Consider the following 18,190-nt stretch of genomic DNA (forward strand, 5'->3'; position numbering starts at 1 on the left):
GCGGTGCAGTGCCAACGGCAGTGGTTGCCGGGGGGAGTCAACGGGTGCCGTCGAGGCGGCGGCACCCGTGAATAAATGAATAGAATGAGGAGTCAATGATGTCTCTGGAAGTATTTGTAGCCGAGGCTTTCGGCACAATGCTGCTGCTGTTGCTCGGTACGGGCGTGGTCGCGAATGTCGCGCTCGCCAGGACCAAGGGCAATAACGGCGGCTTTCTCATGGTCAACTTCGGCTGGGGACTGGCCGTCTTCGCCGGTGTCTACGTCGCAGCGCTCTCGGGAGCCCACCTCAACTTCGCCGTGACGGTCGGTCTCTGGGTCAACTCCGATACCGCCGAATTCGCTGGGGGCGTGGACAAGAACTTCATCAACGCGATGGCCTATCTGGCCGCCCAGATGATCGGTTCCATCCTCGGCGCCGTCCTGTGCTGGCTCTCCTACAAGCAGCACTTCGACGAGGAGCCGGATCCCGCCAACAAGCTCGGGGTGTTCGCCACCGGACCCGCCATCCGCTCGTACGGCTGGAACCTCGTCACCGAGATCATCGCCACCTTCGTGCTCGTGTTCGTCATCCTGTCCTTCGGCAACACGCCGTCCGGCCTCGGCCCCCTCGCCGTCGCGCTCCTCGTCGTCGGCATCGGCGCCTCGCTCGGCGGGCCCACCGGCTACGCCATCAACCCGAACCGCGACCTCGGTCCCCGGATCGCCCACGCGATCCTCCCCATCAGGGGCAAGGGCAGCAGCGACTGGGGCTACGCGTGGGTGCCGATCGTCGGACCGATCATCGGCGGCATCCTCGCGGGCATCGTCATCCAGTTCGTCTCGTTCCCCGCTCCTCCGGCCTAGAGGCCGCTCGGCGGCTACTTGCAGCCGCCGCGCGCAGCCGCCACGCATCGACACATCCAATGAAGGAGTAAGACATGTCGCAGCAGTACGTCATAGCCATCGACCAGGGCACCACCTCCAGCAGGGCCATCGTCTTCGACCACAAGGGCGACATCGTGTCCTCCGGCCAGAAGGAGCACGAGCAGATCTTCCCGAAGGCCGGCTGGGTGGAGCACGATCCCGCCGAGATCTGGAACAACACCCGCGAGGTAATCGGCAACGCGCTGGCCAAGGCCAACCTCACGCGCCACGACATCGCCGCCGTCGGTATCACCAACCAGCGCGAGACCGCCGTCGTGTGGGACAGGACCACGGGCAAGGCCGTCTACAACGCCATCGTCTGGCAGGACACGCGGACGCAGAACATCGTCGACGACCTCGCGAAGGACGGCGGCGTCGAGCGCTACAAGGCGAAGGTCGGGCTGCCGCTGGCCACCTACTTCTCCGGCACGAAAATCAAGTGGATCCTCGACAACGTCGACGGCGCGCGTGAGAAGGCAGAAGCCGGTGACCTCCTGTTCGGCAACACCGATTCCTGGGTCACCTGGAACCTGACCGGCGGCACCGACGGCGGCGTGCACATCACCGACGTCACCAACGCCTCCCGCACGCTGTTCATGGACCTCGAGACCCTCTCCTGGGACGAGTCGATCCTCGCCGACTTCGGCGTCCCGGCGTCGATGATGCCCGAGATCAAGTCCTCCTCCGAGGTCTACGGCACCGTCCACACCTCGCAGCTCCTCCGCGAGGTGCCGGTCGCCGGCATCCTCGGTGACCAGCAGGCGGCGACCTTCGGTCAGGCCGCGTTCGACAAGGGTGGCGCGAAGAACACCTACGGCACCGGCAACTTCATGATCGTGAACACCGGCGAGGAGATCGTGCACTCCAAGAACGGCCTGCTCACCACGGTCTGCTACCGGCTCGGCGACGCGAAGCCCGTCTATGCGCTGGAGGGATCGATCGCCGTCACGGGTTCGCTCATCCAGTGGCTCCGGGACAACCTGGGCATCATCAAGAGCGCCCCCGAGGTCGAGCAGCTCGCCACGACGGTGGAGGACAACGGCGGCGTCTACATCGTCCCCGCATTCTCCGGCCTGTTCGCGCCGTACTGGCGCTCCGACGCCCGCGGGGCGATCGTCGGCCTGACCCGGTTCGTCAACAAGGGTCATATCGCCCGTGCGGCACTGGAGGCGACGGCGTTCCAGACCCGCGAGGTGCTGGACGCCGCGAACGCCGACTCCGGTGTCAACATGGAGGACCTCAGGGTCGACGGCGGGATGGTCGCCAACGACGCCCTCATGCAGTTCCAGGCTGACATCCTCGGCATCCCCGTGATCCGGCCGAAGGTCACGGAGACCACGGCGCTCGGCGCCGCCTACGCCGCGGGCCTCGCCGTCGGGTTCTGGAAGGACACCGACGAGCTCGCGACCAACTGGGCCGAGGACAAGCGCTGGAGCCCGTCCATGGACGACGCCGAACGCGACCGCCAGCTGCGCCTGTGGAAGAAGGCCGTCACGAAGACCTTCGACTGGGTCGACGAGGACGTCAGCTAGCACCGGCGCCTTCCGGGGCTCGCGGCACCACGAACGCGGCGCCCGGTCCGTCTCCCGACGGGCCGGGCGCCGTCGTCGGTCCCGCACCGGCCCGCTGCCGCGCACTGCTAAGGTGGACGCATGCCCCGGAACCTCCTGCTTACCTAGCCGCACGGTATCGACCGTGCGGCGGCCCCTCCTGTGTGAGGGGCTTTTGTGTGTCCGGCGCCGGATGCTCCGGACACCGCCGGTCCTTCCCGCGGGACGGACCGGCGGACGCGGCAGCAGATCCATTCGTTCCACCAGGTACCACCAGGTTCCACGAGATCCACCAGGTTCCACCGATAGGACAGGTCATACAGTGAGCACCAACCCCGAGGTCGCCCAGCCGGACGAGAACACCTACGACGTCGCCGCCATCGAGGCGCGCTGGCCGGCGGTCTGGGACGAGCTCCAGGCGTTCGCCCCGGCGGACGACGGCACGCGGGAGCGGCGCTACGTGCTCGACATGTTTCCCTACCCCTCCGGCGACCTCCACATGGGGCACGCGGAGGCCTTCGCCATGGGCGACGTCGCCGCACGGTACTACCGGCAGAAGGGCTTCGACGTCCTGCACCCGATCGGCTGGGACTCCTTCGGTCTGCCGGCGGAGAACGCCGCCATCAAGCGCAATGCGCACCCGGCGGAGTGGACCTACGCGAACATCGAGACGCAGGCCCACTCGTTCAGGCGCTATGCCATCAGCGCGGACTGGGAGCGCCGCCTGCACACCTCGGATCCCGAGTACTACCGCTGGACGCAGTGGCTGTTCGTCCGGTTCTTCCAGAAGGGCCTCGCCTACCGCCGCAACTCGCCGGTGAACTGGTGCCCGAAGGACCAGACCGTCCTCGCCAACGAGCAGGTCATCAACGGCGCCTGCGACCGCTGCGGGACCATGGTGACCAAGAAGAACCTCAACCAGTGGTACTTCAGGATCACGGACTACGCCGACCGCCTGATCGACGACATGGAGCAGCTGAAGGGCCACTGGCCTGAGCGCGTGCTCGCGATGCAGCGCAACTGGATCGGCCGCTCCGAGGGAGCGCACGTGCGGTTCCGCATCGAAGCCGACGCGGACCTGCCGGCGTCGGACGTCCCGGTCTTCACCACGCGACCCGACACGCTGTACGGGGCGACGTTCTTCGTCGTCGCGGCCGATGCGGACCTCGCCCTCGAGCTGGTCACGCCCGACCGCCGAGCCGCCCTGGAGGAGTACCGCGAGCAGGTCAAGGGCCTGTCCGAGATCGAGCGGCAGGCCACCGAGCGGGAGAAGACCGGGATCTTCACCGGTCGCTACGCCGTCAACCCCCTGAACGGCGAGAAGCTCCCCGTCTGGGCCGCAGACTACGTCCTGGCCGACTACGGGACCGGCGCCATCATGGCCGTGCCCGCGCACGACCAGCGCGACCTCGACTTCGCCCGAGCCTTCGACCTGCCCGTGCGCACCGTCGTCGACACCGGGGCGGAGGACGCGACCGCCACCGGCGTGGCGACCACGGGCGAGGGGACCCTCGTGAACTCCGGTGAACTGACCGGGCTGGACAAGACGGCCGCCATCCGGCGCGCCGTCGAGCTCATCGAGGAGCAGGGCACCGGCGAGCACACCGTCAACTACCGCCTCCGCGACTGGCTGCTGTCCCGCCAGCGCTTCTGGGGAACGCCCATCCCGATCATCCACTGCCCGTCCTGCGGGGAGGTCCCGGTACCGGACGACCAGCTGCCCGTCACGCTGCCCGAGGGGCTGCGCGGCGAGTCCCTGGCACCCAAGGGCACCTCCCCGCTGGCCGCTGTCGAGGAGTGGGTCAACGTGTCCTGCCCGTCCTGCGGCGGCGCAGCGAAGCGTGACACCGACACCATGGACACCTTCGTCGACTCGTCCTGGTACTACCTCCGCTTCGTGAACCCGCACCTGGAGACGGCGCCCTTCGACACCGAGGCGGTCAACCGCTGGCTGCCGGTCGGCCAGTACGTGGGCGGGGTGGAGCACGCCATCCTGCACCTGCTGTACAGCAGGTTCTTCACGAAGGTCCTGTTCGACCTCGGGATGGTCGGCTTCACCGAGCCCTTCAGCGCCCTGCTGAACCAGGGCCAGGTCCTCAACGGCGGCAAGGCGATGAGCAAGTCGCTCGGCAACGGCGTGGACCTGGGCGAGCAGCTCGACCGCTACGGGGTGGACGCCGTCCGCCTCACCATGGTGTTCGCGTCCCCGCCCGAGGACGACGTCGACTGGGCGGACGTCTCGCCGTCGGGCTCCGCGAAGTTCCTGGCGCGTGCCTGGCGCCTCGGCAACGACGTGACGAGTGCGATCGGAGCCGATCCGGCCTCGGGTGACCGGGCTCTGCGGTCGGTCACGCACCGGACGGTGGCCGAGGCCGCCGAGCTCATGGAGGCCAACAAGTTCAACGTGGTGATCGCCAAGCTGATGGAGCTCGTCAACGCGACGCGGAAGGCCATCGACTCCGGTGCCGGCGGTGCGGACCCCGCGGTCAGGGAGGCCACCGAGGCCGTGGCGATCCTCCTCAGCCTCTTCGCGCCCTACACGGCGGAGGACCTCTGGAACCGGCTGGGACACGAGGCCACGGTTGCCACCGCGGGTTGGCCCGCTGTTGATCCTGCCCTGCTCACGCAGGAGACCGTCGTCGCCGTCGTCCAGGTGCAGGGCAAGGTGCGTGACCGCCTGACGGTGTCCCCGGACATCGCCGAGGACGACCTGCGCGAGCTCGCGCTGGCCAGCGAGCAGGTGCAGCGCGTGCTGGACGGTCGCGGTATCCGGACGGTGATCGTGCGGGCGCCGAAACTGGTCAACATCGTGCCGGCCTGATGAACGAGGACGGGGCGGCCATGCGCGCGGGAGTGCTCCCGTGCGCATAGCCGTCGTCACCGATTCGGCCGCCGGCTTCGCTCCCGGGTGGAGCGAACCGGGCGGCCCCGCCGAGGGCGTGCGCGTAGTCGCCATGCCGGTCCTCGTGGGCGACGAGATCCTGACCGGCGAGCACGACGACGTCACTGCGCCGCTCATGCTCGCCCTCGCCGCCGGGTCCGACGTGCGCACCTCCAGGCCGTCACCGGGCCAGTTCGAGCGGGTGTACGGTCAGCTGGCAGAGGAGGGCTACGACGGAATCGTGTCCGTGCACCTATCGGGGCTGCTGTCCGGCACGGTCGAGGCGGCACGCCTGGCGGCGTCACGCGCGACCGTACCGGTCGAGGTGATCGACACGCGGACCGCCGGGATGGCCCAGGGTCGCGCGGCCCTCGCGGCCCTGGCGACGGCCGATTCCGGCGGGGACCTGCAGGCCTCGGCCGCGGCTGCCGCCATCGCGGCCCGCGGCTCCAGCCTCTACTTCTACGTCCCGAGCCTCGAGCAGCTGCGCCGCGGCGGGAGGATCACCGCCGCTGCCGCGTGGCTCGGCACCCTGCTGTCCGTCCGGGTGATCCTGCGTGTCCAGGGCGGGCGGCTGGTGCCGCTCGAGCGGATGCGGTCGGCTGCCCGCGGGATGCAGCGACTCCAGGAACTCGTCGAGGCCGACGTGGCGGGCCGGACCGGCGGCATCCATCTGACCGTCCACCATTTCGGCAACGAGGACGAGGCGGACGCCCTTGCGGACCGGCTGCAGATCATGGCCGGCTCGGGCCGTGTGTCGACGGCGCCGTGCCCCTCGGTGCTGGCCGCGCACGCGGGGCTCGGCGTCGTGGCCGTCACCGTCAGCGCCGGGTGACCGTCAGCGCGGGGTGATCGTCAGCGCGGGGTGATCGTCAGCGCGGGGTGATCGTCAGCGCGGGGTGACCGGACGGCCGGGTAACCGGCCGGGTCAGGATGTCCACATAGCGCCCGCGCCGGGCCGGCAGTGGGTACCCGGCTCCTAGCGTGGCCTGATGGGAAAGCACCGATGGCCGACGGCCGGCGACGCGTGGGAGCCGCCACCCCACGTACCCGACTCCGTGCCGCTCGATGAGGGTTCGTCCCGCGCGCACCCAGCCGGGAGATCCGTGGCCGGGGACGTCGACCGTGCGGAGTGCACGGAGTATGCGGACTACGCGGAGTACGCGGACCCCGATGCCGCGGGGCTCGCGGAGGACCCCGACGCCGACGCCGATGGAGGGAGCGCGTCCCGCCGGCCGCGAGGATCGCGGTGCGCGGTGTCGCCGCGCAGCGTGGTCGGGCGGGAACCGCGGACACCGCCGGAACCCCGGGCGCTCCAGTGGCGGGTGGCGCGTTCGGCAGCGCTAGTGTTCCTCGGCGTGGCCCTGGCCGTCGGGGCCGCGCTCTTCCTGATGCGCAGTTCCGAGCCGCCGGCCGCCGCCGTCTCGGTACAGCTCGACGGCGCAGAGGAGTCCGCGCCGCTCGACGACGGGCCGACGCAGGGCCGGGGTGACGGCGCCCCGGCGGACCGCGCGTCAGGTGGCGGCGCTGCACCGCAGGACGCCGGGGGCGGGACCTCGGCGAACGTGGGCGCTTCTGAGGGAGCGCCCACGGGAAGCGACGTCTGGCATGGCGTGGCGCCGCGCGCGTCAGCGGACGCGCCCCGGGGCGACGCACCCGCCGGCGGGACTGTCGTCGTGTACGTGACGGGGGCGGTGGCATCGCCCGGCGTCGTGACGGTACCCATCGGGACGCGCCTGTTCGAAGTCGTCGAGCAGGCCGGCGGTGCGCTTCCCGGGGCGGACCTCGAAGGCATCAACCTCGCGGCCACCCCCTCCGACGGGCAGCACGTGCACCTCCTGGCCGTCGGCGAGGAGCCGAGGCCCGACCAGCCCCAACCGGACGCGTCCGGGACAGGGAGCGTGCCGGGGACGGCATCGGGAGCGGTGCCCGGCGGAGCCACGGGTGCCACCGGGGGGAGCGCCGGTCCGGCCGGGGTCCTCGACATCAACACCGCCTCTCTCGCGGACATCGAATCCCTTCCGCGGGTCGGACCCGTGCTGGGGCAGCGGATCATCGACTGGCGGGACGAGCACGGGCCCTTCGTGCAGGCGTCGGACATCGACGCCGTTCCCGGGATCGGACCGGCGCTACTCGACGGGATCCTCCCCCTCATCGTGGCGCGGTGAGGAGGACATGAGGGGGACACCGGACCGTGGCGGGCACGGGGCAGCAGCAGGTCGGCGGCCTCCAGCGGACGGCGCCCGTGAGGGCGGTCCCACCGGGCAGCTCCCGCTGCGACGGGACCTGCGCCTCGTACCCTCGGCGGCCGCCGCATGGGCCGCCGCCGGCGCCGCAATCCACGGCGGGGCCGCGGCAGTGACGGCGGCAGGACTGGTCGCCGCTGCCGTTGCCCTGCTCCTGGCCTGCCTGATCTTCCTCGTGCCCCCGCGATCCCGCCGTGCGTGGCTGCTGGTGCCCGCCCAGGCCATCCCTCCTGCGGCGTCCGTGGCTCTGGTCCTGCTCGCTGCGGGAGGGAGTCTCGACCGCGCGGCGGCCGGCCCGGTGGACGACGCGGTCCGTAATGGCACCACGTTCACCGCCGTGCTCCGCATGACCGGCCAGCCGTCGCCACTCGCGGCGGGCGCCTTCGGTGGAGGGACGAGGTATCTAATCGATGCGGACGTGATCGGCGGGGTGCTGCACGGCAGGGCCTTCACCTCCGCCACCCCGGTGGTGATCCTCGGGTCGGGGCCCTGGGGAGCCGTGGGCACGGGAGACATCGCGCGGGTGCCCGGCACCGCTAAGCAGTCCGATCGGGTCGGCCGGGCCACCGCCGTCTTCCTGCCTGCGAGCGCGCCCACCATCCAGGGCGCCCGGGGATGGATCGCCTATACGTCGGACCTTCGGGCAGATTTCCGGGACCTGGCGTCGCGCGACGACCGCGACGGCGGGCTGCTCCCAGGCATGGCGCTCGGTGACCGGGCGGGGCTCGAGCCCGGCCTCGAGGCGGACATGAAGGCAACGGGCATGACGCACCTCACCGCCGTCAGCGGCGCCAACTGCTCCTACGTGATCGCCTTCGCCTTCCTCGGGCTGCGGGCGGCCCGCCTACCCCGCTTGCCGGCGGCGGTCGGCGCGGTCGTGGCCCTCGTGTGTTTCGTGCTGCTGGTGGGACCGGAACCGAGCGTCCTCCGTGCAGCGGTGATGGGCGGTATCGGCGTGGCCGCCGTCCTCTCCGGCAGGGGCCGGGTGTCCCTGACCCTGCTGATGCTGTCCATCATCATCCTGCTCGCGGTCGACCCCTGGCTCGCGGTGTCCTTCGCGTTCACGCTCTCCGTGGCGGCGACCCTCGGACTCGTCACCGCGGGCCCGGCGATGGTGGAGACCTTCGAGCGGGCGGTACCACGGCTTCTCGCGCAACTGCTCGCCATCCCCCTGACGGCGCAGCTCTTCTGCACGCCGATCCTCGTCCTGATCCAGCCCTCCCTTCCCGTCTACTCGCTGCCGGCCAACATCCTCGCCTCACCCGTGGTCCCGGCGATCACCCTGCTGGGGATGGCGGCGGCGCTCACGCTGGTCGCCGTTCCGATCCTGGCGCCGCCCCTCGTGACCGCCGCTCAGGTGGGCACGAGCTGGGTCGCGGGCGTCGCTGAGACCCTGGCCGCCGCACCGGCGGCGTCGCTGCCCTGGGTGCCGGGCGTGCCGGGGGCGGTGATCGCGGCCCTGGTGTCCGCGGCGCTGGTGCTGGTGATCCGCCGGGATGCCGGCGTCGCTCGGTGGCTACGCCGCGGCGGACGAGCTTTCAGCACCCGCGCGGGCCCCGAGGAGCCGACATCGAGCCGGTCCGGCCGTGCGCAAGGCCGGAATGGGGCTCGGAGTCGGAGTCGGGTCATGCTGCTCGCCGCTCTCCTCGGCTGCCTGCTGGGTCTGGCCGCGGCCTCGGTGCTCGCCGGGCGTGCCGGTGTACCGGGGGCACATTCCTGGGTCCTCGCCATGTGCGACGTCGGCCAGGGCGACGCCGTCGTGGTGAGGACCACGCCGGGTCACGCGCTCGTCGTCGACGCCGGCCCGGACCCCGAGGCGATGGACCGGTGCCTGGACGCCCTGCGCGTCGAGGTGATCGATGCGCTGGTCATCACGCATCTCCACGAGGACCACTACGGCGGCGTCGAGGGCGCGGTCCGGGGGAGGACCCTGACGGCGCTCTACTTCTCCACGGGGGAGGACCGGCTGCCGGTGGAGGTGCAGGATGCAGCGACGGCGGGCGGGGTGCGCGCCGTGCAATTGGACAGCGCGTCGGCGCTCGATCTCGCCCCGCTGCACGTCGACGTCCTGTGGCCCAGGGAGGGCGCCGTGCCGCCGGAGGAGAACAACGCGAGCGCGGTGCTCGAGGTCATGGCGCACACGGCCCGTGGCCCTCTGACGATCCTGCTCATGGGCGACCTGGAGGAGGACGCGGCGGCGGTGCTGCTGTCTGGCCTGTCCTCGCTGCGCACGGACGGCGTGGAGGTCCTCAAGGTCGCCCACCATGGAGCCAGGAACGGGGGTACGGCGCTGCTGGACGCCGTGCATCCGCGCCTGGCGCTCATCTCCGTGGGGGAGGCCAACGATTACGGCCACCCCCACCCGAGCATCCTGGACGCTCTCGACCGCACACGGACGGCCACCGCCCGCACGGACCAGTTGGGCACCTTCCTCGTCGACGTCGTGGGCAGCACCCTCGAGGTCAGGCCGCTGTGATGAGGCCGCCGCGTCAGGGAGCGCTGCGGCTTTGAGGCGCCGCGGGGCCATGACAGAGTAGGAGTGCACCTGACGGAAGGAAGCCCGCCCCGTGGCAACAAGATCCCCGGCCGGCCGCACCAGCGGTCCGAGTCCTGCGCCCACATCGTGGCGGGACGTCAAGCCGGCCGCCGTCGTCCTGCTGTCGGGGCCCGAGGACTACCTCGCGGCGAAGACGGCCGAATCGATCCGCGGCCAGGTCCGCGCAGCGCAGCCCGATGCCGAACTCGTCCGTTTCGACGCCGGATCCTACGAGGCCGGCACCCTGCTCATGCACGCGAGCCCATCCCTGTTCGGCGATTGGAAGGTCATCGAGGTAGCGGGCCTGGCGCAGATGAACGACGCTTTCCTGGTCGACACGCTCGCCTACCTCACCGACCCGGCACCCGACGTCGTCCTCGTGATGCGCCATTCCGGTGGGAACCGCGGGAAGAAGCTGCTGGACGCCGTGAAGGCGGCGAAAGCGACCATCGTCGACTGCCAGCCACTGAAGAAGGACGGCGAGAAGGCCGAGTTCGTCACCACCGAGTTCCGCCTGGCGCGACGGCGCATCGACGCCGACGCGGTGCGAGCACTCGTCGCTGCGGTCGGTTCGCAGCTTCCGGAGCTCGCGGCAGCGTGTCAGCAGCTGATGGCCGACACCGCGGGCGACGTGTCCGTCGAGACGGTCGAGAAGTACTACGGGGGGCGTGTCGAGGCGACGGGCTTCAAGGTCGCCGACGCGGCTCTCGCCGGACGCACCGCGCAGGCACTGTCGATGCTGCGCCATGCCCTCGCGACGGGCGCCGACCCCGTGCCCATCGTCGCGGCGCTCGCCATGAAGGTCCGCGCGGTCGCGAAGGTCCACGGTGTCAGGGGATCGTCGGTACAGCTCGCCAAGGACCTGGGGATGGCGCCCTGGCAGGTGGACCAGGCACGCCGGGAAGCGCAGCGCTTCAGCTCGGACGCCCTGGCCCGGTGTATCCGTGCACTGGCGGAGGCCGACGCGCAGGTGAAGGGCGCGTCACGGGACCCGGTCTACGCCGTCGAGCGGGCCGTGACGGTCATCGCGCTGGGCGACGGCTGAGCAGTTGGTTCTGCCGGCCCGTCCGTCAGGGCGGGCCGTTGAACGCCGAAGGGCCGGCTCCCTTGCGGGAGCCGGCCCTTCGATGAAGGATCCGCAGCTTAGAGCGCGTTGACCTTCTTGGAGATCGCGGACTTGCGGTTCGCTGCGTTGTTCTTGTGCAGCACGCCCTTGCTGACAGCCTTGTCGAGCTTGCGGCTGGCGGTCTGGAGTGCCGTTGCAGCAGCGTCCTTGTCAGCGCCCTCGACGGCCGTGTTCACGGCGCGGATGGCGGTCTTGAGCTCGGACTTGACCGAGTTGTTGCGCTGCCTCGCCTTTTCGTTGGTGAGGATGCGCTTCTTCTGGGACTTGATATTTGCCACGAATGAGATCTTTCTTTGTATTGCGGACTGGTCGTGAGGGTATTTCGGCCGATCAGAGACTGGACGGCGTGGGGATACCGTGTGGCGATCGGCCAAAGTGCCCGAAGACCTGCGCGGACACACAGCTATACAGGTTACCAGAAAGACCGCGGGAACCCGATCCGCCGTCAGGCGAGGAGATCGTCGGGGAGCGCCGCGACGACGCGCTCGAAGCGGTCCCGCGGGAGCACGGATCCTTCGCGCCGGATCGTTGCGGGGGAGACCCGCAGGAGCCGGTCGACCTTCACCTCGCTCGGACGGCCCTGCCGGTCCCAGGCGCCCGTGCCGATGTCGACGTACCGGCCGTCGTGCTCCCGGGTGTTGTTCCGGTCGCGGCTGGTCAGCATGAGGCCCAGCAGGTCGCGCCCCTCCCGCCCGATCAGGAGCACAGGGCGGTCCTTGCCCTGCCCGGGGTCGTCCTCGTAGGGCACCCACGTCCACACGATCTCTCCGGGATCGGGATTCCCGTCACTCGAGGGGGAGTAGGCCAGCGCGGCGGTCCGGCGTCTGCCGGCCGCCCGGGTAGCAGGGGCTGCCTGCCCCGCGGAGCCGCCGCGCTTCCGGGGCGGACGGCGACCCGGCACCTGCGCGGGCGGTGCGCTCTCGATGCCGCGGACCACGCGGCGTGCCAGGGACAGGAGCGAGCTCAGGGTGATGGCCATGGAAGGGATCCTAGGCGAGCACCGGCCGCAGCGCCCGAGCGGCCACCCGAGCGGCATCCGAGGTGCACGAACAGCACTTACTGCAGAGGTGAGTGGCTGCCCAGCCCAGCCGGACCGTGGCGGACAACGACTTACCGTGGCGAAGTGCGACGGACCGTGACGTACCGGCGCGGTTGCCGTGGCCGCCCGGCCACGTGGGACACTAAGGGGAGTGAAACGGCGCGGACCAGCCCGGCCACCGTCGACGACGGCCCGGCTGCGGACTGCACGCCGGCCCTGTCCCGTAACAGTGAGGAACCTACGTGTCACCCATGGCCCGCACCGCGCCGGTGCCCGCCGCCACCGATCCGGCGATCATCAGGAATTTCTGCATCATCGCCCACATCGATCACGGGAAGTCCACGCTGGCGGACCGCATGCTCCAGCTCACCGGAGCCGTGGAGCAGCGGGACATGAAGGCGCAGTACCTCGACCGGATGGATATCGAGCGCGAGCGCGGCATCACCATCAAGTCCCAGGCCGTGCGCCTGCCGTGGGAGGTCGACGGCACCGCCTACGCGCTGAACATGATCGACACGCCGGGGCACGTCGACTTCACCTATGAGGTCTCCCGCTCCCTCGCGGCCTGTGAAGGCGCGATCCTGCTCGTCGACGCGGCGCAGGGTATCGAGGCCCAGACACTCGCGAACCTGTACCTCGCGATGGAGAACAACCTCACGATCATCCCCGTGCTGAACAAGATCGACCTGCCGGCCGCCCAGCCCGAGAAGTATGCCGCGGAACTGGCGAGCCTGATCGGCGGCGAACCGGAGGACGTGCTGAGGGTGTCCGGCAAGACCGGCATGGGCGTCGAGGTGCTCATGGACAAGATCGTCCGCGACCTCCCCGCCCCCACCGGGAATCCTGACGCACCCGCCCGCGCCATGATCTTCGACTCCGTCTACGACACCTACCGCGGCGTCGTCACCTACGTGAGGGTCGTCGACGGCAAGCTGAGCCCCCGCGAGCGCATCCAGATGATGTCCACCCGGGCAAGTCATGAGCTGCTCGAGATCGGTGTCAGCTCTCCCGAGCCGACGCCGTCCAAGGGCCTGGGCGTGGGCGAGGTGGGCTACCTCATCACCGGCGTCAAGGACGTCCGCCAGTCGAAGGTCGGCGACACCGTCACCAATCTCGCCAAGCCGGCCGCGGAGTCGCTCGGCGGCTACCAGGACCCCAAGCCGATGGTCTTCTCCGGGCTCTACCCCCTCGACGGTACGGACTACCCCGTGCTGCGCGACGCCCTGGACAAGTTCACCCTGAACGACGCCGCCCTGGTGTACGAGCCGGAGACGTCCGCAGCGCTCGGGTTCGGTTTCCGTGTCGGCTTCCTGGGACTGCTGCACCTCGAGATCACGCGCGAGCGCCTCGAGCGGGAGTACAACCTCGACCTGATCTCCACGGCGCCCAACGTCGAGTACGAGGTGACCCTCGAGGACAAGCGTGCCCTCAGGGTCACCAACCCGAGCGAGTACCCGGTGGGCAAGATCGCAGAGGTGCGCGAACCGATGGTATCCGCGACCATCCTCGCGCCGTCGGAGTTCATCGGCGCCATCATGGAGCTGTGCCAGCAACGCCGCGGCGTGCTCGGCGGCATGGACTACCTGTCCGAGGACCGCGTCGAGATCCGCTACCGGCTGCCCCTCGCGGAGATCGTCTTCGACTTCTTCGACCTCCTGAAGTCGAAGACCCGCGGCTACGGCTCCCTCGACTGGAAAGCCGACGGCGACCAGGTGGCCGACCTCGTCAAGGTGGACATCCTCCTGCAGGGCGAGCAGGTGGACGCCTTCAGTGCCATCACCCACCGGGACAAGGCCTACGCGTACGGCGTGATGATGACGGGCAAGCTGCGCGAGCTCATCCCGCGCCAGCAGTTCGAGGTGCCCATCCAGGCCGCCATCGGGGCGCGGATCATCGCGCGCGAGAGCATCAGGGCCATCCGCAAGGACGTCCTGGCAAAGTGCTACGGCGGAGACATCACCCGCAAGCGCAAGCTCCTCGAGAAGCAGAAGGAGGGCAAGAAGCGCATGAAGATGGTGGGCCGCGTCGAGGTCCCCCAGGAAGCCTTCATCGCAGCCCTGTCCTCCGACGAGTCGAAGGACAAAGCGAAGAAGTGACGCGGATCGGTTACCAGGGGACCCGCCGGCATGCCTAGCGCCCTGCCGCTCGGCCTGCCGGCACCCGACGACGGCCTCCTGCCGCCCGCGGCGGCGGACGGAGCGCTCGAGCGTGCCTTCTGCCTGTACGTGCACATCCCCTTCTGCGCCGTCCGCTGCGGCTACTGCGACTTCAACACGTACACGGCCACCGAGCTCGGCGGCGGAGCGTCGCAGGACGCCTACGCGGGATCGGTGCTCGAGGAGATCGCCCTCGGGGCCCGAGTCCTCGAGTCCTCCGGGGTACCGGCCCGCCCCCTCTCCACCGTCTTCTTCGGCGGCGGGACCCCGACGCTGCTCCCCGCCGACGACCTCGCCTCGATCCTCCGTGCGGCGCGTGCCACGTGGGGGCTGGCTCCGGACGCCGAGGTCACCACCGAGGCCAATCCCGACTCCGTCACCCCCGAATCGCTGCGGATCCTGCGCGACGCCGGGTTCACCCGGGTGTCCTTCGGCATGCAGTCGGCCGTCCCGCACGTCCTCGCGGTGCTCGACCGCACGCACTCACCCGAGCGCGTGCCGCAGGCCGTGCAGTGGGCGCGCGAGGCCGGCCTCAGCGTCAGCCTCGATCTGATCTACGGCACGCCGGGGGAGTCGCTCGAGGACTGGCGCACGTCGCTCGCCACCGCGCTGTCCTACGGTCCCGACCACATCTCCGCCTACGCCCTCATCATCGAGGACGGAACACGGCTCGCCTCGCGGATCCGGCGCGGCCAGGTGCCGCCCATCGACGACGACGACCACGCTGACAAGTACGCCCTCGCCGAGGAGATGCTCACGGCCGCCGGCCTCCACTGGTACGAGGTGAGCAACTGGGCGCGGACCCCCGCGGACGAGTGCCGGCACAATCTGGCCTACTGGCGCGGCAGCGACTGGTGGGGGGCCGGTCCGGGCGCGCACTCCCATGTCGGCGGCACCCGCTGGTGGAACGTCAAGCACCCGCGACCCTACGCGGAGGCGCTCGGTGTCGGCCGCTCACCTGCTGCGGGGCGCGAGGTGCTGTCCGCGGAGGACCGCTACGTCGAGGACGTCATGCTGCGCGTGCGGCTGCGCGAGGGGCTACCCACGGAGTCGCTGACGACGCCGGGGCGCAGGGCCGTCGCGGGGCTGATCGCCGACGGACTCGTGGACCCGGCCGCCGCGTTCGCGGGCCGCGTGGTCCTGACCCTCGACGGCAGGCTGCTCGCGGACGCCGTCGTGCGGCGACTGCTGCCGGACTGACGTCCGCTCAGCGGATCAGGCGCAGGTTCAGGGCGTACCGGTACGGCCGCCCCCGGTTGACGTGGATGCCCGCATTGACCGAGAAGATCGTGATGACGACCCAGATGAGCGCGTTGACGACGGCGAAGACGCCCCCGATGTCCGGGACGAGCGACAGGAGCCATGCCACGAGGGCCAGGGCCGTCGGCGGAAGCGTGAAGTTCAGCGCCTCCTTGGACTCCTGCGCGGTGAACGGGCCACGGTCCTTGAAGATGAGGTAGATCAGCAGGGAGGGGATGAAGCCCAGGATCCCGCCGAAGTGTGCCAGCGTGGCGTACTGCCGGTCCTCCGACGCCGTCAGGGGGAGTGCGGTGGCCGGGATCCCCTCGAACGCGGGGCGGGATTCGTTCCGGCCGTGGTGCTGGTGGTCGGCGGTGTTGGACAACTTCGATTCCTTTGGTAACTGGTGGAAACTCTCCCCCGGAGTGTGCTCCAAGGATACGTGGTGGCCCGGGCCGTCCGGCTCACGTGGTCCCGGGCGGAGCGGTCAGGAAGTCGATGACCTCCTCGACACGGCCCAGCAGCGACGGCTCCAGGTCGGCGTACGTGCTGACGCCCGCGAGGATCCGCTTCCACCCGTGCGCGACGGCGGCCTGATCGTGGTGCGGCCAGCCGAGACCGGCGAGGATGCCCGTCTTCCAGTCCTGGTGGCGCGGCACCACGGGCCAGGCGTCGAGTCCGAGAGCCGCCGGCTTCACGGCCTGCCAGACGTCCACGTAGGGGTGGCCCACGATCAGGACGTGGTCGCGGGCGCCGGGCACGGTCATGGCCTGCTGCGCGATGCGCCATTCCTTGGTCTGCGGCAGCAGGTGGTCGACGAGGATCCCGAGCCGGCGCTGCGGTCCCGGCCCGAACGCCCGCACGGCCCCCTCGAGGTCGTCGACGCCGTGCAGCGGTTCCACGACGATGCCCTCGAGCCGGAGGTCGTCGCCCCAGACCTTCTCGACCAGCTCGGCGTCGTGCTTGCCCTCGACCCAGATCCGGCTGGCGCGCGCCGTCCGCGCGCGGGCCCCGTCGACCCGGACGGAACCGGAGGCGGTGCGGGTGGAGGCCGGCGCGGCGCGCGTCACGGGCGCGACGACGTGCACGGGCGCGCCGTCCAGGAGGAATCCGTGGCCGAGCCGGAAGGTGCGCTTCTTCCCACGCCGGTCCTCGAGCACCATGACGTGCAACCCGCCGGACTTCTCGACGCGGACCACAGCACCGACGAAACCGCTCTGCACGTCCTCCAGGACCATGTCCTTCTCGACCGGGACGTCGGGCAGGGCGACCCGCCTGGGAGCCGCGATGTCCTGTGCTCCCCAGCCGTAGTCCATGCCGAGCCTGCCCTTCCGGTAAGGGCGCCGGCGGTGTGCCGCGGCCCGGGTCCCAATGCTAACAATCGCTGCGGACGTACTAGACTTGGCACTTGGGCGTGTCGAGTGCTAACCGCTCGGAACCACGCGCCCGCCGCGCTCGTGAGGGAAGGGAACAGACCCGGAGGTGACACAGGAATGAGTGAACCACGACGCCTGGAGGTGCTCCGGGCCATCGTCGAGGACTACGTCCATTCCCGGGAGCCCGTCGGCTCCAAGGCCCTCGTCGACCGCCACGGGCTGGGCGTCTCGTCCGCCACGATCCGCAACGACATGGCCGTCCTCGAGGAGGAGGGCCTCATCGCGGCCCCCCACACCAGCTCGGGCCGCATCCCCACGGACAAGGGCTACCGCCTGTTCGTCGACCGTATCTCCGAGGTGAAGCCGCTCTCGGCCCCCGAGAAGAAGGCCATCCAGACGCTCCTCGAGGGCGCGGAAGACCTCGACGACGTCATGGACCGCACCGTGCGTCTGCTCGCGCAGCTCACGAACCAGGTCGCCGTCGTGCAGTTCCCCCGGGTCGGGGGAGCGTCCGTGAGGCACATCGAGTTCGTGCTCCTCGCGCCGCAGCAGATCCTCGTGGTCCTCATCGCGAGCAACGGCACCGTGCAGCAGCGCATCGTGCGGACGCCCGCCGCGATCCAGGAGGCCGAGCTCGCGGACCTCAGGCAGCGCATCCTCTCCGCGGTGTCCGGCATGAAGCTCGCGGCGCTGCCCGCCGAGCTCGGGGTCGCCCTGTCGCAGTTGCCCCCCGCGCTGAGGGCGCACGGGGGTACGATCATCAGGGCACTCGAACAGCTCGCAGGGCTCGGCCGCGACGACCGGATCCTGCTGGCGGGCACGGCGAACCTCGCCCGCTCCACCGGCGACTTCCCCCTGAGTATCGGCCCCGTGCTCGAGGCGCTCGAAGAGCAGGTGGTGATGCTGAGGCTCCTGTCCGAGATGGAGTACGACGCCCGCGGCATCTCGGTGAGGATCGGGAGCGAGAACCCGTACGGCGGCCTGTCGGGGGCCTCCGTCGTCGCGACGGGCTACGGACCGGACGCCGGTGCGAAGCTCGGGGTCCTCGGACCCACCCGCATGGACTACCCGACGACGATGGCCGCCGTGCGCGCCGTCGCCCGCTACCTCTCGAGGATCCTCGAGGAGTAGGCGAG

Annotated in this window: 14 protein-coding genes; 10 read left to right on the forward strand and 4 right to left on the reverse strand. The window is 70.4% G+C overall.

The annotated features are described in order from the left end of the window. The first annotated feature begins 98 nt into the window (after positions 1 to 98). The 7 genes from AC4D2O_RS14900 to holA all read left to right on the forward strand — a co-directional run bounded on the left by AC4D2O_RS14900 (position 99) and on the right by holA (position 11,163). On the forward strand, positions 99 to 845 hold the full coding sequence (locus AC4D2O_RS14900; protein WP_490908159.1) for an MIP/aquaporin family protein: 747 nt from the start codon (positions 99 to 101) through the stop codon (positions 843 to 845). A 74-nt stretch (positions 846 to 919) separates the two neighbouring features. Further along, positions 920 to 2,437 (forward strand): glycerol kinase GlpK, encoded by a 1,518-nt coding sequence (gene glpK / locus AC4D2O_RS14905; protein WP_490908117.1) that lies wholly within the window; start codon positions 920 to 922, stop codon positions 2,435 to 2,437. A 340-nt stretch (positions 2,438 to 2,777) separates the two neighbouring features. Beyond that, positions 2,778 to 5,276 carry a leucine--tRNA ligase gene (gene leuS / locus AC4D2O_RS14910; RefSeq protein WP_490908118.1) on the forward strand — a complete coding sequence of 833 codons (2,499 nt, stop codon included), beginning with the start codon at positions 2,778 to 2,780 and terminating at the stop codon, positions 5,274 to 5,276. Positions 5,277 to 5,316: 40 nt separating this feature from the next. Next, positions 5,317 to 6,171, forward strand: coding sequence for a DegV family protein (locus AC4D2O_RS14915; RefSeq protein ID WP_490908119.1), 855 nt, complete (start codon positions 5,317 to 5,319; stop codon positions 6,169 to 6,171). A gap of 157 nt (positions 6,172 to 6,328) precedes the next feature. Further along, a complete protein-coding gene (locus AC4D2O_RS14920) occupies positions 6,329 to 7,504 on the forward strand; it encodes a ComEA family DNA-binding protein (protein ID WP_490908120.1) in 1,176 nt (391 codons plus the stop codon). A gap of 7 nt (positions 7,505 to 7,511) precedes the next feature. Further along, complete coding sequence (locus tag AC4D2O_RS14925; protein WP_490908121.1) at positions 7,512 to 10,058, forward strand: ComEC/Rec2 family competence protein; 2,547 nt, start codon at positions 7,512 to 7,514, stop codon at positions 10,056 to 10,058. Between the two features lie 91 nt (positions 10,059 to 10,149). Then, complete coding sequence (gene holA, locus AC4D2O_RS14930; protein WP_490908122.1) at positions 10,150 to 11,163, forward strand: DNA polymerase III subunit delta; 1,014 nt, start codon at positions 10,150 to 10,152, stop codon at positions 11,161 to 11,163. A gap of 98 nt (positions 11,164 to 11,261) precedes the next feature. Here holA and rpsT read toward each other — a convergent pair whose 3' ends face one another. Together rpsT and AC4D2O_RS14940 are read right to left on the reverse strand one after the other, a co-directional pair. After that, the gene (gene rpsT, locus AC4D2O_RS14935) at positions 11,262 to 11,522 is read right to left on the reverse strand and encodes a 30S ribosomal protein S20 (RefSeq protein ID WP_307083029.1); all 261 of its coding nucleotides are present in this window, start codon (positions 11,520 to 11,522) and stop codon (positions 11,262 to 11,264) included. A 167-nt stretch (positions 11,523 to 11,689) separates the two neighbouring features. Then, the gene (locus tag AC4D2O_RS14940; RefSeq protein WP_490908123.1) at positions 11,690 to 12,223 is read right to left on the reverse strand and encodes a type II toxin-antitoxin system PemK/MazF family toxin; all 534 of its coding nucleotides are present in this window, start codon (positions 12,221 to 12,223) and stop codon (positions 11,690 to 11,692) included. 302 nt (positions 12,224 to 12,525) lie between these two features. On the opposite strand from AC4D2O_RS14940, the gene lepA reads away from it, so the two are divergent. After that, positions 12,526 to 14,379 (forward strand): translation elongation factor 4, encoded by a 1,854-nt coding sequence (gene lepA, locus AC4D2O_RS14945; protein ID WP_490908124.1) that lies wholly within the window; start codon positions 12,526 to 12,528, stop codon positions 14,377 to 14,379. A 30-nt stretch (positions 14,380 to 14,409) separates the two neighbouring features. Beyond that, the gene (hemW, locus tag AC4D2O_RS14950; protein ID WP_490908125.1) at positions 14,410 to 15,639 is read left to right on the forward strand and encodes a radical SAM family heme chaperone HemW; all 1,230 of its coding nucleotides are present in this window, start codon (positions 14,410 to 14,412) and stop codon (positions 15,637 to 15,639) included. A 7-nt stretch (positions 15,640 to 15,646) separates the two neighbouring features. Here hemW and AC4D2O_RS14955 read toward each other — a convergent pair whose 3' ends face one another. Continuing rightward, a complete protein-coding gene (locus tag AC4D2O_RS14955; protein ID WP_490908126.1) occupies positions 15,647 to 16,063 on the reverse strand; it encodes a DUF4870 domain-containing protein in 417 nt (138 codons plus the stop codon). A 79-nt stretch (positions 16,064 to 16,142) separates the two neighbouring features. Beyond that, positions 16,143 to 16,994: a DUF3097 family protein gene (locus AC4D2O_RS14960; RefSeq protein WP_490908127.1), complete on the reverse strand. Its 852-nt coding sequence runs from the start codon at positions 16,992 to 16,994 to the stop codon at positions 16,143 to 16,145. 177 nt (positions 16,995 to 17,171) lie between these two features. On the opposite strand from AC4D2O_RS14960, the gene hrcA reads away from it, so the two are divergent. Then, positions 17,172 to 18,185 carry a heat-inducible transcriptional repressor HrcA gene (gene hrcA, locus AC4D2O_RS14965; RefSeq protein ID WP_334209997.1) on the forward strand — a complete coding sequence of 338 codons (1,014 nt, stop codon included), beginning with the start codon at positions 17,172 to 17,174 and terminating at the stop codon, positions 18,183 to 18,185. Positions 18,186 to 18,190 lie beyond the last annotated feature (5 nt).

Source organism: Arthrobacter sp. TJ-238, from assembly GCF_058269215.1.

Coding starts and splice junctions, on each gene's coding strand:
- AC4D2O_RS14900 (WP_490908159.1), top strand. CDS start 99: ATGTCTCTGGAAGTATTTGTAGCCGAGGCTTTCGGCACAATGCTGCTG.
- hemW (WP_490908125.1), top strand. CDS start 14,410: ATGCCTAGCGCCCTGCCGCTCGGCCTGCCGGCACCCGACGACGGCCTC.
- AC4D2O_RS14920 (WP_490908120.1), top strand. CDS start 6,329: ATGGGAAAGCACCGATGGCCGACGGCCGGCGACGCGTGGGAGCCGCCA.
- AC4D2O_RS14960 (WP_490908127.1), bottom strand. CDS start 16,994: ATGGACTACGGCTGGGGAGCACAGGACATCGCGGCTCCCAGGCGGGTC.
- hrcA (WP_334209997.1), top strand. CDS start 17,172: ATGAGTGAACCACGACGCCTGGAGGTGCTCCGGGCCATCGTCGAGGAC.
- glpK (WP_490908117.1), top strand. CDS start 920: ATGTCGCAGCAGTACGTCATAGCCATCGACCAGGGCACCACCTCCAGC.
- AC4D2O_RS14925 (WP_490908121.1), top strand. CDS start 7,512: ATGAGGGGGACACCGGACCGTGGCGGGCACGGGGCAGCAGCAGGTCGG.
- AC4D2O_RS14940 (WP_490908123.1), bottom strand. CDS start 12,223: ATGGCCATCACCCTGAGCTCGCTCCTGTCCCTGGCACGCCGCGTGGTC.